Genomic DNA, 15296 nt, shown 5'->3' with positions numbered 1-15296 from the left:
TCGCGGCGCTCTCGAGCGTTCTGCGCCGGGACGGTCAGCGTGGCGCCATGGCTTTCAGCTTCGCGTCCGCGGCAGCCACCCAGCCCGGCTCGAGATCGCCGCCGCGCCAGAAGCCGAGGAAGCGCTCGTACTGCACGCGCGCGCGGGCGGTATCGCCGCGCCGCTCGTAAATCTGTCCGAGCAGGAAGAGGCTGCGCACGAACGTGTCCAGGCGGAACAGGCGCTCCTGGCCGGACTGGAGGCGCTCGAGCAGCGCCGCGGCCTCGGCGTCGCGCGCCGCCTTGATGTTTGCCGCGGCCGCCGCCAGCAGCAGATCCGGATGCGAAGAGGGCGGCGGCGCCGGCGCGCCGCGCGGCGGCAGCATCGCCACCGCCTTGCCGAGTTCCTCGACGGCGGCGGCGGCGTCGCCGCGCAGCATGGCCATCTCTCCACGCGCCCAGTGGACCCGCCGGATTTCCCTGACGCTGTCCGGAAGGACGCGGGCACGCGTCTCGAGCAGCGCGACGGTCTGCTCGGCGTCCGCCGGCCGGCCCGCCGCCGCCCGGGCGATCGCGAGGAGTTGGAGCGACTCGAATTCCGTGTTGCGATTGCGCGCATCGGCGGCCGCCAGCTCCGCCTGCGCTGCGGCCGATGCGGCCTTCCCCTGGCGCAGCAGCAGCTCCACCATCCGGTTTCGCGAGATCGAGCGCTGCGTCGACGGCAGTCCCACGATGCGTGTCGCGCGCTCCAGATCCGCCAGTGCCGCCTGCCCGCGTCCCCGCAGGAGCGAGAGCTGGGCCGTGTTGGTCAGCCCTGCGAACTGCGCGAACGGCGTTCGCGCGCCGCTCAGTTCTGCGTTCACGGCGGCGGCGTCGGCCCAGCGCTCCTGCAGCACCGCCACCGCCCGTTTGCCCAGCATTGCGGGGACCAGTGTGGGGCTCAGGGCCAGGGCGCGCTCGTACGCCCGCCGCGCGTCGTCGAGTTGTCCGTCGGCGGCGAGCGTCACGCCCAGCATCTGCTGTCCGAGCGCGCTGTCGGGGTACCGGCGGACGAAGTCCTCGGCGATCTGCCTGGCCCGGGCGACGTTGCCGGTCTCGATCAGCATCAAGGCGAGGTTCTGGTGGGTGGTCGGGGTGGAGCTGCCCCGCCGCAGCAGCTCTTCGGACTGCTCGATCCCTTCCCGATATCGCTCCAGGTCGAAGAAATGCGCGGCGAGATTGTGCCGCGCGGCGTGATGCTCCGGGTGCAGCTTCAACAACTGTCGGTACGCCTCGATGCTGCGGCCGATCGTCTCCGGACGGGTGCCGTAGTAATAGCCCTCGATGTAATAGCGTTCGCGCGTGGTCAGGCGCGCCGACAGCTCCAGCGCGCGCTGCGCGTGCGCGTCCCGCTTGTCCAGTACGTTCAGGTTGCCGTTCACGACCGCCAGCTTCGCGTGGGCCATGGCGAACGTGGGATCGATCGCGATGGCCTTTTCCAGCAGCGGAATGGCCTGGTCCGACAGGCCGCGCTCGTGAAAGTTGATCCCGTCGGCATACTGCCGGTACGCCTCGATCGACGAGGTCGTCACATCCTTCAGGCCGAGGTCGAGCGTCTCCGCCGGCGCCTCGCCGGGCGCCCTGAACAGCGGCTCGGCCCGCGCGACGCCGAGCGTCGCGAGCGCCGTCTTGAACCGCCGCGTGAGCTCGTCGACCAGCGAGAACAGGCTCGACTCGCCGGTGCCTTCGACACGCTCGGCGCGGACGATCCGGCCGGTACGGGCGTCCTGCAGCCTCGCGCTGATCCGGATCGTGTCGCCGGCCCGCACGTAGCTGCCGACGACCACCTGATCCACGCCCGCGCGCCGCGCGATCTCGTCGACGACGTCGGCCGAGATCACCCGATCGTCGGCGCGTTTGAGCTGCTGCAGAATCTGGACGAGCCGGTCCGTGCCGAGCACCTCCACGTCGACCGACTGCGACAGATCCGTCACGATCATGTCGGTGAGGCCGACGCGCATCCAGTCGAGCGAGGCGTCGCCGGTGTTGTTGTCGAAGTACAGGACCGCGACCGCCGGCTTGCCGGACGCGTGGGCCGCCGGCTGCGGCGCCCGCTGGCCCCACCAGATGAACGCCGCGATCCCCGCCACCGCCACGGATGCCACGGCGGCCAGCTTGATGGCGCCGGCCCGTGTCCTGGCACCTGGCGGCGCGGCGTTGACCGCCGGCGTGGCGGCGGGGGACGCCAGCGCGGGTGTCGCCGCGGACTCGAGCTGCCGGCGCGCCGCACGAAGATCGACCACGACGTCTTTCACGCCCTGGAATCGATCCGCCGGATCCTTGGCCGTGCACTTGGCGATGATCCGCTGGAGGTCGGCGCCGATGTCAGCCCGCAGCCCCGCCAGCGCGGGCAGCGGCGGCACCGGCTGGGTGAGGATGGCCTGCATCGTATCCAGGCTCGACTGCCCCTGGAACGCCGGCCGCCCGGCGATCATCTCGTAGAGCGTCACGCCGAGGGCGAAGATGTCGCTGCGGCCATCGACGGAGGCGCCGCGCGCCTGCTCCGGCGACATGTAGGCCGCCGTGCCGAGCACGACCCCGGCGCCGGTGCGCGGCCCCTTCACGCTTGCCGTCGCGGCGTCGTGGCCGGTCTGCTCCACGAGTTTGGCGAGGCCGAAGTCGATCAGCTTGGCGTGACCGTCCTCGGTAATCATCACGTTGGACGGCTTGAGGTCGCGATGGACGATGCCCTTGTCGTGGGCGCGCGCGAGGCCTTCGGCCATCTCGGTGGCCAGGGTCAGCGCGCGCAGCGGCGCGAGCGGCCCGCGCGCGATGGCGTCACTCAGCTTCTCGCCGCGGATCAACTCCATGGCGATGAAGGTGACGCCCCCCTCGCCTTCGCCGACCTCGTGGATGACGGCGATGTTGGGGTGCTCGAGCGCGGAGGCGGCGCGCGCCTCCTGCAGCAGCCGGGCGCGGCGGTCGGGATCGTGGAGCAGGTCCTCGGGCAGGACCTTCAGCGCGACCTCCCGCGCCAGGTTGGCATCGACGGCCCGATAGACCACGCCCATGCCGCCGCGGCTGATTTCATCGACGATGTCGTAGTGCGAGAGGCGGCGGCCGATCAGTCCCACAGGGTTGGGGAGAGTATACGCGCGGTCGCAACGGCGGGCGACGCTGCTCCGCCGGGCACCCGGTGAGAGACCGAATGCGCGAGCCGCGACTGCCGCAGGGTCGATCAGCGCTGAATCCTGGGGACGAGCGCGACGCGGCGGTTCAATCGCCGGGTCTCTTCACGCGAGTTGTCGTACTCGGCGTGCCCCTCGCCCTGGCTCACCGTGAGCAGCCGTTCGGCCGGCACTCCCGCGCTGACCAGATAGTCCTTCACCGCGTTCGCGCGCCGGGTACCAAGCGCAAGGTTGTACGACCCCGTGCCGAGACTGCAGGTGTGCCCCTCGATCGTCACGACCAGCGACGGATCCGCTTTGAGCGCGGCCGCGGCGGCGCGCAGTCTCTCGATGTCCTCGCTGCGAATGGAAAAATGATCGCGCTCGAAGTGCACGTCCTCGAACGCGTAGGACTTTTTCGCGCCCGCGACGTCGCTGCCGCCCGCGGCCGGCGCGTCGCGCCGGACGTTGATGGTGACTCTCTCCTCTGCCGGAGCCGGGGCGGCGGTTGGCGGTGTCACGGACGCCTGCGCCGGAGCACTGTCACGCTGCGGCTCGCTCGCAGGCGCGGGCGGGGCGAGGTCCGGGGCCGGCTGCGCCGCGTCGGACGCCTGCGCCGCCGCCGGCTCGACCGCGGTCGCGCGAATCCACCCGACCTTGCGCGTGCCGTGCAGGTCGGGCGGGAGAATGACCCAGTACCACCCCTTGTCGTGATCGAAATCGAGGACCTCGAGCGTCGTGCCTTGATCGACGACGAGGATCACGTCGGTCTGAGGTCCAAGCCAGCGCATGATCCGCTCGGACTTGGTCAGCACGCGAACGTGGGCAGGAATCCGCCCCTGCGCCGCCGATGTGGCCGGGACGCACAGGGCGATCGCGATCAGGGCCCCAACGGGGAATAGACGCGCCATTCTGGACATGGGCGGCTGCCTTGCAGCCGGCGTGCCCTCCGGGCGCTCCTCGCAAGTGCTCTATTTCCGCCAACTTGGCGAAGTCGTTCCGGCTGCGCCGCGGAAGCGCTGACGAGGTCGGCAGTCGAGCGACAAAGATGAAATCACCGAGCCACGGTCGGCGTCATCAAGACCAGGACCGGCGTTCGGCGGTCTTAATGCCCGACGGCCGCAGTCCAAGCGGCTGAGGAGGTGTCGATGCGCGTCTACCGATCCACTGTCTTCGCAGTCGTCGCGTTCGCTGTTGCCGCACTGCCGGCGGCGGCGCAGGACGCGCGCGGCGTCGAAGTCACGCCGTATGTGGGGCTCGGGTCCGCCGGGGCGTCCCCCGTCGGCGCCGCGGTGACGTTCCCCGTCACGTCGACGCTCGGTCTCGAGACGGACGCGGCATATCGCCGCGGCGAGGGGCGCATCCACGCGCTGAGCACCAGCAGCAGTCTCTTGGTGTTTCTCCCGCGGGTCGGGCGAGCGACACCGTATGCCGCCGCCGGAGCCGGGTTGTCGCAGTACGGGGCGCCGGTGTTTTCCGCCGCCGGTTCTCCGATCGGCACCCAGTCGCGGCTGGCGGCAACGGTGAATGCCGGCGGCGGCGTGAAGATGCCAATGCGCGACAACCTGGCGCTGCGCACGGATGCCCGGTGGTTCAAATCCTTTGGTAAACAGGGGTCGGAGCAGTTCCGCGTCGCCCAGGGCATTGCCTTCGGCGGTGCTTCGAGAAAATAGCCGCGCCGCTGTCGAGGGGCGGGGGCGTCAGGCCGAGGCGCGCGGATGCGCCGATCCGACGACGCGGAGCAGTTCCTCGTAATCCACCGGTTTGACGAAATGCAGGTCGAAGCCGGCGGCGTGTGACTGTTCGCGATCCTCCTCCTGCCCCCAGCCGGTGATCGCGACCATCACGATCGACGCGCCCCACGCATGATCGCGGATGCGCCGACACGCCTGGTAGCCGTTGAGGACCGGCAGGCCGATGTCCATCAGCACGATGTCGGGCCGTACCCGCTCGGCGGTCCGCACCGCATCCGCGCCGTCGTGGGCCTTGTAGGTCTCGTGGCCTTCGAACTCCAGCAGCATCGCGAGCGACGCGGCGGCGTCGGCGCTGTCGTCCACGACCAGCACGCGCCGCGCCATCGACTCGACCGCCGGCGGGGCCCGCCGCTCCGGCGCCGGTCCTGCGGCGGCGGCCGGCAGTGCCGCGAGCCGCACCGTGAACTCGCTGCCGCGGCCGGGTCCCGCGCTGTGCGCGTCGACGGTTCCGCCGTGCAGCTCCACTAGCCGCTTCACCAGCGCCAGTCCGATGCCGAGTCCGTCCCGCGACCGTTCAATCGCCGTGTCGACCTGCACGAACATGTCGAACAGCATTCGAAGGTGCTCAGGCGCGATCCCGATGCCGCTGTCCCGGACACGAATCACCGCCTCGTCCCCCTCGCGCCCCGCCGACAGCCAGATGTGGCCACCCTTGTCGGTGAACTTGGCGGCGTTGGCCAGCAGGTTGCCGATCGCCTGCGACAGGCGGCCGGCGTCGCCGTCGACGTAGAGCGCCTCGGGCGGCAGCGAGGTGGTCAGCGTGTGTTCGAGCCTGGCCACCAGCGGCCGGACGGTTTCAATCGCCTCTTCGAGGATCGGCCGCAGCGCGACCCGCTCGCGGCGCAGCTCGATCTTCCCGCGGGAAATGCGGCTGGCGTCGAGGAGGTCGTTGACCAGACGCGACATCTGCCGGATCTGCCGATCGAGAATGTCGGCGGCGACCGCAACCGTGTGTTCGTCGCCGGGCCGGCGCCGCTGGATCGCTTGAACCGCGTTGCTGAGCGGCGCCAGCGGGTTTCGCAGCTCGTGCGCCAGCATCGCCAGGAACTCGTTCTTGCGCCGATCGGCTTCGATCAGCTCGTCCGCCCGGGCCTTCCGCTCGGTGACGTCCTGGCTCACGGTCGCGAAGCCGGTGGGCGCGCCGCTGCGATCGGTGAGCGTCAGGACCTTGTACGCCATCCAGCGCGCCGCGCCGGTCTTGAAGTGCCGGAACCGAATCTCGATTTCTCCCTGCCCCTCGCGCAGCACGCGCGGGAAGAACTCGTCGAGGACGCGCGCTCGATCCTCCGGGAAGAAGAACTCCGCCACCGGCGTGTGCCTGGCCTGGTCGAGGCTCTCCAGGCCCACCATCTCCAGCCCGGCGCGATTGACGAAGAACGGCACGCCCTGCAGATCGCACAGCCCGATGAAGTCCTGGCTGTTCTCCACCAGCTTGACGAACCGCTCGCGCTCCGCTTCGGCGTTGACGCGCGCGGTGACGTCGCGGACGATCTTCGAGGCGGCCACGATCGCACCCGTCTCGTCGGCAATCGGCGAGATCGTCAACGACACCCAGATCCGCGAGCCGTCGGCGCGGATCCGCTCGGTTTCGAAGTGGCTGACCCGCCGTCCCGCTTTGAGCGTCGCGAGGATCTGTTCCTCTTCCGCCATGCGCTCGGGCGGAATCACCAGCGAGATGTGTCTGCCGATCGCCTCGGCCGCGCGGTGACCGAACACCCGCTCCGCGCCGGCATTCCAGGTTTCGATCGTTCCATCGAGCCGCTTGCGGATGATCGCGTCGTCGGAGGAGTCGACAATCGCGGCGAGCGTGCGCGCGGTCTGCAGCTGACCGGCGCGTTCGCGCTCCATCTGGCGCTGCGGCGTGACGTCCCTGAACACCAGCACGCAGCCCGAGACCTGGCCGTCCGCGTCCCGGATCGGCGCGGCGCTGTCGTCGATGGGCTGCTCGACGCCGTCGCGGCGGACCAGCAGGGTGTGATTGGCGAGCCCGACGACGATGCCTTCACGGAGCGCCCTGGCGGCCGGGTTCTCGACCGCCCGGCGGGTGTGCTCGTTGACGATCCGGAACACCGCGTCGAGCGGCTGCCCGACCGCGTCGGCATGCGTCCAGCCGGTCAGCGACTCCGCGACCGCGTTGAGGCCGGTGACGCGCCCGCGGGTGTCCGTGGTGATCACCCCGTCGCCGATGCTGTGCAGCGTGACGCGCAGCGTGGCGCTGCGGTGCTGCGCGGCGATCTGGGCGGCGCGGGCGACGTCGCCGAATCCGATGATGACGGCGCTGGTGAACAGGAACGCGCCGATGCCGAGCACGCCGCCCACTTCGTCCACGCGGGTCCGGCCGTCGACGGTCGGCAGCATCAGCACGCATCCGACGAGGCCGAGCAGCGCGACCGCAATCGCGGCATGCCGGCCGCCATGCCACTGCGCCGCGGCGGTGGCGGCGAACACGGTGACGAAGGGCAGCGCACTGCCGATCGTCTCGTTCAGCACGTACCGCAGCCCCAACGCGATCCCCAGGCACACGAGCGCGGTCAGCACCGCCGTCGTCGCCGGAGGGAAACGAAGGATGGGCCGCGCCGGGGAGAGTTCCACGCCCATGGCTGCGTGACAGGATTGTACTTCAGGTCAATCGCGCCGATCGCTGCGCCACACCGCGACGGCTGCGATACACCACGGCCCGCAACGACCTGCTAGAATTCGACCCGTGACGATCCCTCGCACAGTTTCGGCGATCGCGCTGCTGCTCGCCGGCGCCGTGGCCTCGGGGTGCGGCGCCGTCGGGCCAAGCTGCACGCTGATCGGCTGTACGGGCCTGCTCGTGGAGGTGACCGGTGCGCCGGCGCAGAGTCCGGTGACGGTTGTCGTCAGCGCTCCTGATGGCTCGTCGAGAAGCTCGACCTGCACCTCGGCGACCGGCACCTGTTTCGTGTCCTTCTCCGATTTCACGCCCGCGACCGTCATCATTCGCGTGACGACGCCGGCGCGGACGACGGAAGTGACGAGGCAGCCGGTGTACGACGTCAGCCGGCCCAATGGTCCACAGTGCGCTCCGGAGTGTCGGAACGCTCGCGTGACCGTGGCTCTCTGAAATCGCGCCACGCGCCTCGCCCTCCCATCATCGCTCCCGCGTCTTTAGAGCGGACCTGCGGTCCACGGCCCCCAGATCGCGACCGTGGCCGCCCGCTCGAATTGCTCCGGTCCGACCACGATCTGCAGCGGCGCCTTGTACGGCGTCACCGTGCGCACCGTCGCGCGGCCGTACAGATTCACGAACAGCGTTTGCCCGTCCGGGCTGAAGCAGGCGCCCGCGAACTCGATCGTGTTGCGCAGGTTTCTCGCGAAATCGAAGATCTCGCCGGCCGGCGAGATCCCCCGCAGGTACTGCGCGGCCCCCGCGTCCTCGCACACCAGCAATCCGCCGTGCGGCGTGCTGCAGATGTTGTCGGGCCCGTCGAAGACGTCGACGCCCGGCGACTCGGCGACGAGCGTCAGCGTCTCGGCGGCGGGGTCGTAGGCGAACACCTGCCCGAGTCCCATGTTGCCCCCGTTCGTCGAGACGAAGAAGATCTGCCCCCTGTCGTACCAGCATCCTTCCAGCCGCCGGAAGCGCACACCGCCGGCGGCGAACCCCTGCGCGAAGACTGCCGACCCCGCCGCCCCGTCGATGGTTGCGCCGGCCGGCACCGGATCGGGGTTGCCGATCGGCACCCACGCGACGGGGAGCGGCACGCCGATCGTTTGATTGATCGCGATCTCGTATTGTGATTGCCCCGCGATCCTCATCATCTCGAAGGCGCCGCTGGTCGCCGCCAGATCGCCCGGCTTCGTGGGCTTCGTCGCCGGCACGAACCGGTAGAAACCCGAGACGTCGCCTTGATCCTCCGTCTCGTAGACGATTCCCGTGGCCGGGTCGACGGCAACCGCTTCGTGAGCGAAGCGCCCGAGGTGCTTCAGCGGCACGGCGGGAGCCGGCGCGCCCGCTGCCGTCGCCATCGGCACTTCGAAGATGTAGCCGTGATTCTGCGCAAAGCCCGTCGCGGACGCTGATTCCAGCGTTTCCTCGCACGACAGCCAGCTGCCCCAGGGCGTGGGGCCGCCGGCACAATTCCGCAGCGTCCCGACGAGGCTCCAGTGCTGCGCGACGACGCGCCGCTGGCCGTGCGGCTCCACTTCGATCGACGTCGTACCTCCGCCCGCGAACGCATCGTAGGCGTACGAGCGCGGTCCGTAGTGCGTGTTCAGCAGTCCGTTCAGGATGCCGGCCGTCGTCGACGTGCTGCCAGACGGCCGCGGACGAAGACGGCTGGGAGCCTCGTTGTCTTCGTGATTGCGGATCAGCAGCACGTTGCCGTTCGGCAGCGGGAACGCTGCCATCCCGTCCATGGCCTTGGGCGCGGGAAACCCGTCGTCCATCAAGTCCCCTTCGTTGCTGATCACGCGGTACTGGAATCCGGGAGGCAGCGACAGATCGTCGCCGGCCGGGCGCAGGGGACCGTACCCGACGCCGCGGCCGCCCCCGGCACCCGCCGCATGCGCGGATCGTGCGACGAGCGCGTCGAAGATGCCGCCGCCGAGCGTCGTGGCGCCGGCCGCAAGCGCGGAGCGTTTGAAGAACTGCCGTCTATCGAGGTCGAACGGATTGGCTGGCATGTGGCCTCCCTGGAGAGTGGAAAGGTCCGCCGTCGTGAGCAGGCATTCTGCTCAGCGCCGCGTCCGCGATCAAGCCGAATCGGAAAGCAGGCGAGATCAGAGACGTGACGTTCTGGGACGGCTGGGCGGTCGAATGGGGTTACCGCAGCTGGAAGTGCGTCCGCGCGATGGGGAGCACCGAGTGAGCGGCCGGGCGCGACCGGTGACGGCGGTCAGCAGCGGTCAGTACTGGATCGGCGACCCTCCGGGAAAATCGGCGCGAATGCGGCCGCGCACGACCTGCGTGTCGTTGGTGACGTAGAGATACCGCCCCGGTCCGAACGCACAGTTCGACACGCGACCGGCGATCGGCGCAAAGCCGATGTGTTCCCCCTTCGGTGAGAAGACGTAGATGCCGCCGCGGCCGCTCGCCCAGATGTTGCCGGCCGAATCCGCCTTCATGCCGTCACCCCGCGCGCCGCCGACGCGTTCGCTGGGGACGAACGGCCGCTGCCCCGTGGGCTTGCCCGAGGCATCGAGATCGATCGCCACCCAGCCCGAATTGTCGGTCGAATAGAGCGTGCGGTTGTCCGGCGACAACGCGATCCCGTTCGGAAACAGGTTGTCGGCAATCAGGTGCACCTGGTTGTCGGGCGTCACGCGGAAGACGCCGGTGAAGGTCAGCTCGCGCAGCGGCGACTTCTGCACGTCGGTCAGCCCGTAGGGCGGATCGGTGAAGTAGACGGAACCGTCGCGCGCGAGCACGAGATCGTTCGGGCTGTTGAAGCGCTTGCCTTGGTACGACTGGGCGAACACCGTCTTCTGACGCGTGGCCAGGTCCACGCGCGCCAGGGCCCGAGTGCCGCTGTCGGCGATCAGCAATCCGCCGCGGCCCAGCGCCAGGCCGTTCGAGCCGGCCTCGCGGATCGTGGCGGGGATCGGGAAGCCTTGATAGCCGGACGGCGCCAGGAATGCCGTCGTCCGCTTGCCGTCCCAGCTGTAGATGGCGTTGCCGGGCACGTCCGAGAAGAGCAGATGCCCTTGCTCGCCGCCGACCCACACCGGACCTTCCGTCCAGATGTAGCCGGCCGCGATGACCTCGACCGCGCCCTCCAGTGGATTGGCGATGCCGGGAAACGTCACGGGCGAGGGGGGCGGCTGCGCCGCCCCCGTGCTCCGCAGCCGTCCGGCGCCGGCCACCAGAGTGCCCGCCGCTGCACCAAGAAAAGATCGTCGATCCGTCTCCATCGGCCTCCCTCAGCGAATCTCCGCGTGAGTATAACGGCACGGCCGGCAGAGTAGGATGTCGTTCATGAGCCTGTACCAGGATGTCGGCGGCTTCGACCGGATCTTCGCGTTGTGCCGGGCCTGGCAGGCGCGCCTGCAGCAGGATCCGCTCGCGTGGCATCCGTTCGAACACGGAACCCATCCGCGCCACGAGGAACGGCTGGCGGCGTACCTGTCCGAGGCGTTCGGCGGCCCGGCGCTCTACACCTCCGGATACGGCGACGAAAGCTCGGTCCAGCGGATCCACGCCTGCAACGGCGAGCACGTCGAGCTCGACGAGGCGTGCCTGAAGGCGTTCGACCTGGCTGTCGCCGACATCGGACTCTCGGGTGAGCTGGCCGCGCGGGTCTCGGCATACTTCCGCCGGGCGACCGTGGATCAGCGGCGATGGGCGGCGGCAGGGACGACCGTGCCGGACGGCCTGCCGTTCAATTACGCCTGATCGGGTCCCATTGCCATCCGGCGCCGCTCCCGGTATCCTCCGATTTCTGACGCAAGGAGCGACCACGATGAAACGAGCCATGGCGCTTGTGCTGGGAATGGCGATGACGACGGCGACGGTGGGTGCACAGACGCCAGGCGGGGGCGTGGCGCCGCACGTCGCCATCCTGAAGACCCAGGCCGAAACGATCCGATCGTTCGTGCTGCGCACGGCGGAGAAGGTTCCCGAGGATCTGTATGCGTTCAAGCCGACGCCGGACGTCCGAAGCCTCGGCGCCCTCCTCGGCCACATCGCCGACGGCAACAACCTGCTGTGCGGCCTCGCCGGCACCGGCAAGACCGTCGTCGATCAGTCGAACGAAAAGAAGACGACGCGCGCCGATCTGGTGGCGGGACTGAAGGCGTCGTACGCCGCCTGCGATCAGGTGTTTGCCGCCACGAACGACGCCAACGCGACGACCCAGGTCGACTTCTTCGGTCAGAAGCAGACGCGGCTGGGCATGCTCGCCTTCACCAACAGCCACATGTGGGAGCATTACGGCAATCTCGTGACCTACATGCGCCTCAAGAACATCGTCCCTCCCTCGAGCGAACGGTAGTGTTCGTCCAGGGACGCGGCACGGCGGAACGCACCTACGACGCGATCGTCGTCGGGTCGGGCATCAGCGGCGGATGGGCGGCCAAGGAGCTCACCGAGAAGGGGCTCCGCACGCTCGTGCTCGAGCGCGGCCGCGACGTCAAGCACGGCGACTATCCGACGGCGATGAAGGAGAGCTGGGAGTTCGCCGGCCGCAACCGCCTCTCGACGGCGGATCTCGCGCAACAGGAGAAGCAGGCGCGCACCGGGTACACGACGCACCCGGCCTCGGCGCACTGGTTCGTCAACGACGTCGAGAACCCGTACTCCGAAGTGCAGCGCTTCGACTGGATGCGCGGTTATCACGTCGGCGGCCGCTCCCTGTTGTGGGGCCGGCAGTCGTATCGCTGGAGCGATCTCGACTTCGAGGCCAACGCCCACGACGGCCACGGCGTCGACTGGCCGATCCGCTACAAGGACCTCAGCCCGTGGTACGACTACGTCGAGCGGTTCGCCGGCATCAGCGGCAGCCGCGACGGGCTGCCGCAGCTGCCCGACGGCCAGTTCCTGCCGCCGATGCAGATGAACTGCCTCGAGGAACAGGTCAAGGGGCGCATCGCGAAGTCCTTCGGCGGCCGCGCCATGATCATCGGGCGCACCGCGAACCTGACGCAGCCGCACAACGGCCGCGGCACGTGCATGTACCGCAACCGGTGCATTCGCGGCTGCCCGTTCGGCGCTTACTTCAGCAGCAATTCGGCGACGCTGCCGGCGGCCTACGCCACCGGCAGGCTCACGCTGCGTCCCTTCTCCATCGTCACCGAGCTGGTCTACGACCCGAAGACGCGGCGGGCGACCGGCGTGCGCATCCGCGACGCGCAGACGAACGAGACGTCCGAGTACTTCGCGCGCGTCATCTTCCTGTGCGCGTCGGCCATTGCCTCGACGTTCATCCTGCTCAACTCGAAGTCGGAGACGTTCCCCAACGGGTTCGGCAACGAGAGCGGCGAGCTCGGCCACAACCTGATGGACCACCACTTCAAGGTCGGCGCCAACGGGCTGTCGGAGGACTTCGGCGATCGGTTCTACAAGGGGCAGCGCCCGAACGGCATCTACATCCCGCGGTTCCGCAACCTCGACGCGCGCTCGGCGCAGAAGGACTACGTGCGCGGCTTCGGCTACCAGGGGAGTGCCAGCCGCGAGAACTGGGCGCGCGGCATCAAGGAGATGAGCGCCTTCGGAGCGGACCTCAAGGCCGATCTGATCGCGCCGGGGCCGTGGCGGTTCGGCATCGGTTCGTGGGGGGAGTGCCTCCCGTACCACGAGAACCGCATGTACCTGAGCGACACGGTGAAGGACAAATGGGGCCTGCCCACCGTGACGTTCGACTGCGGATGGAAGACCAACGAGCTCAACATGCGCAAGGACATGATGAACTCGGCCGCCGAGATGTGCGAGGCTGCGGGCCTCAAGAACGTCACGCCCTTCGACGACGTGACCAACAGCGCGCCGGGAAATTGCATCCACGAGATGGGCACGGCCCGAATGGGGCGCGATCCGAAAACGTCGGTGCTCAACGGCTGGAACCAGGTGCACTCGGCGCTGAACGTCTTCGTCACCGACGGCGCGTGCATGGCGTCGGCATCCTGCGTCAATCCCTCGCTCACCTACATGGCGTTGACCGCGCGCGCCTGCGACCGCGCCGTCAGCGAGATCAACAGGCGGAACCTGTGAGCAGTCCCGGCATCGATCGTCGTGAAGCCATCCGGCGAGGGGCGCTGCTCGCCGGCGTCGCGCTCGTCCCCGACTGGGTGGAGTTTGCCGTCCGCGCGCAGGCGCCGGCCGGCAAGACCTACCTGACCGCCGCGCAGGGCGCGGTGCTCAGCGCCGCGGCGGAGCGCATCCTGCCGCGGACCGACACGCCCGGCGCGTTGGACGTCGGCGTGCCGGCGTTCATCGATCGGTTCTACGGCGAGTTCATGACCGCGGAGGAGCGCAGGCTGCTGGCGAGCGCGGTGGAGGACATCGACCGCGCCGCCCGCGACGCGCACCAGGCGCCGTTCGCGTCGCTGGCGCCGGCGCAGCAGGACGCCGTGCTGCGCGGCGTGGCCGCCGCGCAGCAGACCGTGACGCCCAGTCCGTTCGGGCTGCTGCGAGCGATGACCGTGCTGGGCTACTTCACCTCGGAGCAGGTCGGCAAGAAGGTGCTGAATTACGACCCCATCCCCGGCGTCTATGACGGCTGCGTGCCGATCGAGCAGGTGGGCCGTCGCAACTGGACCACGTAGCCGCCGCACGGCGCGCTGCCTCGCGCTGCTGCTCGCGAGCGGCGTGTCGCAGGCGTGCCTTCCCGATCCGTCCGCGATCGATGCCCGCGTGCGCGCCGCGATGGCCGGGACACGCGCGAACGGCCTCGCCATCGCGGTGATCGATGACGGGCGCGTCACCTACGTGCAGGCGTACGGCGCGCGCAACGCCAAGGGGGATCCGCTTCAGACCGACACGGTCATGTACGGCGCGTCGCTCACCAAGACGGTGATGGCCTACACCGCGCTGACCCTGGTGGACCAGGGCAGGCTGGATCTCGACGCGCCGCTCGCCGGCTACCTCGAACGCCCCTTGATCAGTTACGGCGAAGGCGAGGCGCATCTGGCGAAGTACGGTCCCTATCGCGATCTGGCGGCGGACGATCGCTGGCGCACCATTACCGCGCGCATGGCGCTGACCCATTCCACGGGTTTCCACAACTTCTGGTTCATCGAACCCGACCGGAAGCTCCGCATCCACTTCGATCCCGGCTCGCGCTACAGCTACTCGGGCGAAGGCTTCAGCCTGCTGCAGTTCACCATCGAGCAGGGCGCCAGGAGCAAGGGGCTCGGCCTGGACGTCAAGCAACTGACCGACGCCATCTTCGTGCGGCTCGGCATGACGCGCACCAGCCTTCAGTGGCGCGCAGACTTCCGGCCGAATCTGGCGGATGGCTGGAACGACAAAGGGGAGCCCCAGGAGCACGACGAGCGCTCCAACGTGCGCGTCGCCGGCTCGATGGACACCACGATCGGCGACTTCGCGAAGTTCGTCGCGGCGCTGGTGCGCGGCGACGGCCTGTCGAAGGGAGCGCGTGCCGAGATGGTCAAGCCGTCCCTGCACATCGGCACGGCGCACCAGTTCCCCAACTTCGCGCCGTATCTCCCCCCGGCGGAACAGCGGCGCGACCTCGCGGCGGGCCTTGGCGTCATCGTGTTCGACGGACCGCAGGGCCCCGGCTTCTACAAAGGCGGTCACGACGGTCAGACCGCCAACAGTTTCGTCTGCCTCGAGCGCGGCCGGCGCTGCGTGCTGCTGCTGGCGAACGACGTGCGCGCCGAGGCGAGCTTCGCCGATCTCGTGCGCTTCGTGCTCGGCGACACCGGGGTGCCATACGAGTGGGAGTACGCGGACCGCGCCGGGAAGTCGTGATGGGTGCGGCCGCGCCCGCCTTCCT

The 15296-nt window shown here is 69.4% G+C and carries 12 protein-coding genes; 6 read left to right on the top strand and 6 right to left on the bottom strand.

What is annotated here, in order from left to right; all coding sequences use genetic code 11:
* Positions 1-34 precede the first annotated feature (34 nt).
* Positions 35-3091 (bottom strand): protein kinase, encoded by a 3057-nt coding sequence (locus VFK57_18045; protein ID HET7697622.1) that lies wholly within the window; start codon positions 3089-3091, stop codon positions 35-37.
* A gap of 104 nt (positions 3092-3195) precedes the next feature.
* Positions 3196-4035 (bottom strand): OmpA family protein, encoded by an 840-nt coding sequence (locus VFK57_18040; protein HET7697621.1) that lies wholly within the window; start codon positions 4033-4035, stop codon positions 3196-3198.
* Between the two features lie 237 nt (positions 4036-4272).
* On the opposite strand from VFK57_18040, the gene VFK57_18035 reads away from it, so the two are divergent.
* Entirely contained in the window at positions 4273-4797 is a 525-nt protein-coding gene (locus VFK57_18035; GenBank protein HET7697620.1) for a hypothetical protein, read from the top strand.
* A 27-nt stretch (positions 4798-4824) separates the two neighbouring features.
* On the opposite strand, the gene VFK57_18030 is transcribed toward VFK57_18035, so the two are convergent.
* The 4 genes from VFK57_18030 to VFK57_18015 all read right to left on the bottom strand — a co-directional run bounded on the left by VFK57_18030 (position 4825) and on the right by VFK57_18015 (position 10707).
* Entirely contained in the window at positions 4825-7476 is a 2652-nt protein-coding gene (locus VFK57_18030; GenBank protein HET7697619.1) for a PAS domain S-box protein, read from the bottom strand.
* 27 nt (positions 7477-7503) lie between these two features.
* Positions 7504-7911, bottom strand: a complete 408-nt coding sequence (locus tag VFK57_18025) for a hypothetical protein (protein HET7697618.1) — start codon at positions 7909-7911, stop codon at positions 7504-7506.
* Between the two features lie 99 nt (positions 7912-8010).
* On the bottom strand, positions 8011-9528 hold the full coding sequence (locus VFK57_18020) for an alkaline phosphatase PhoX (protein HET7697617.1): 1518 nt from the start codon (positions 9526-9528) through the stop codon (positions 8011-8013).
* Between the two features lie 222 nt (positions 9529-9750).
* A complete protein-coding gene (locus VFK57_18015) occupies positions 9751-10707 on the bottom strand; it encodes an SMP-30/gluconolactonase/LRE family protein (protein ID HET7697616.1) in 957 nt (318 codons plus the stop codon).
* Positions 10708-10819: 112 nt separating this feature from the next.
* Here VFK57_18015 and VFK57_18010 point away from each other — a divergent pair, with 112 nt between their 5' ends.
* The 5 genes from VFK57_18010 (at position 10820) to VFK57_17990 (ending at position 15271) form a co-directional block, all read left to right on the top strand.
* Positions 10820-11236: a hypothetical protein gene (locus VFK57_18010; protein ID HET7697615.1), complete on the top strand. Its 417-nt coding sequence runs from the start codon at positions 10820-10822 to the stop codon at positions 11234-11236.
* 67 nt (positions 11237-11303) lie between these two features.
* Positions 11304-11834 (top strand): DinB family protein, encoded by a 531-nt coding sequence (locus tag VFK57_18005; GenBank protein HET7697614.1) that lies wholly within the window; start codon positions 11304-11306, stop codon positions 11832-11834.
* Entirely contained in the window at positions 11834-13546 is a 1713-nt protein-coding gene (locus VFK57_18000) for a GMC family oxidoreductase (protein ID HET7697613.1), read from the top strand. The genes VFK57_18005 and VFK57_18000 overlap by 1 nt, the downstream gene beginning before the upstream one ends.
* Complete coding sequence (locus tag VFK57_17995; protein HET7697612.1) at positions 13543-14100, top strand: gluconate 2-dehydrogenase subunit 3 family protein; 558 nt, start codon at positions 13543-13545, stop codon at positions 14098-14100. Before VFK57_18000 ends, VFK57_17995 begins: the two co-directional genes overlap by 4 nt.
* 43 nt (positions 14101-14143) lie before the next feature.
* Positions 14144-15271, top strand: coding sequence for a serine hydrolase domain-containing protein (locus tag VFK57_17990; GenBank protein ID HET7697611.1), 1128 nt, complete (start codon positions 14144-14146; stop codon positions 15269-15271).
* The last annotated feature ends 25 nt before the right edge of the window (positions 15272-15296 follow it).

The sequence above is a fragment of the Vicinamibacterales bacterium genome (assembly GCA_035699745.1).
In the GTDB taxonomy this organism is placed as follows: domain Bacteria; phylum Acidobacteriota; class Vicinamibacteria; order Vicinamibacterales; family 2-12-FULL-66-21; genus JAICSD01.
This window is presented reverse-complemented; position numbering and strand designations above follow the sequence as displayed.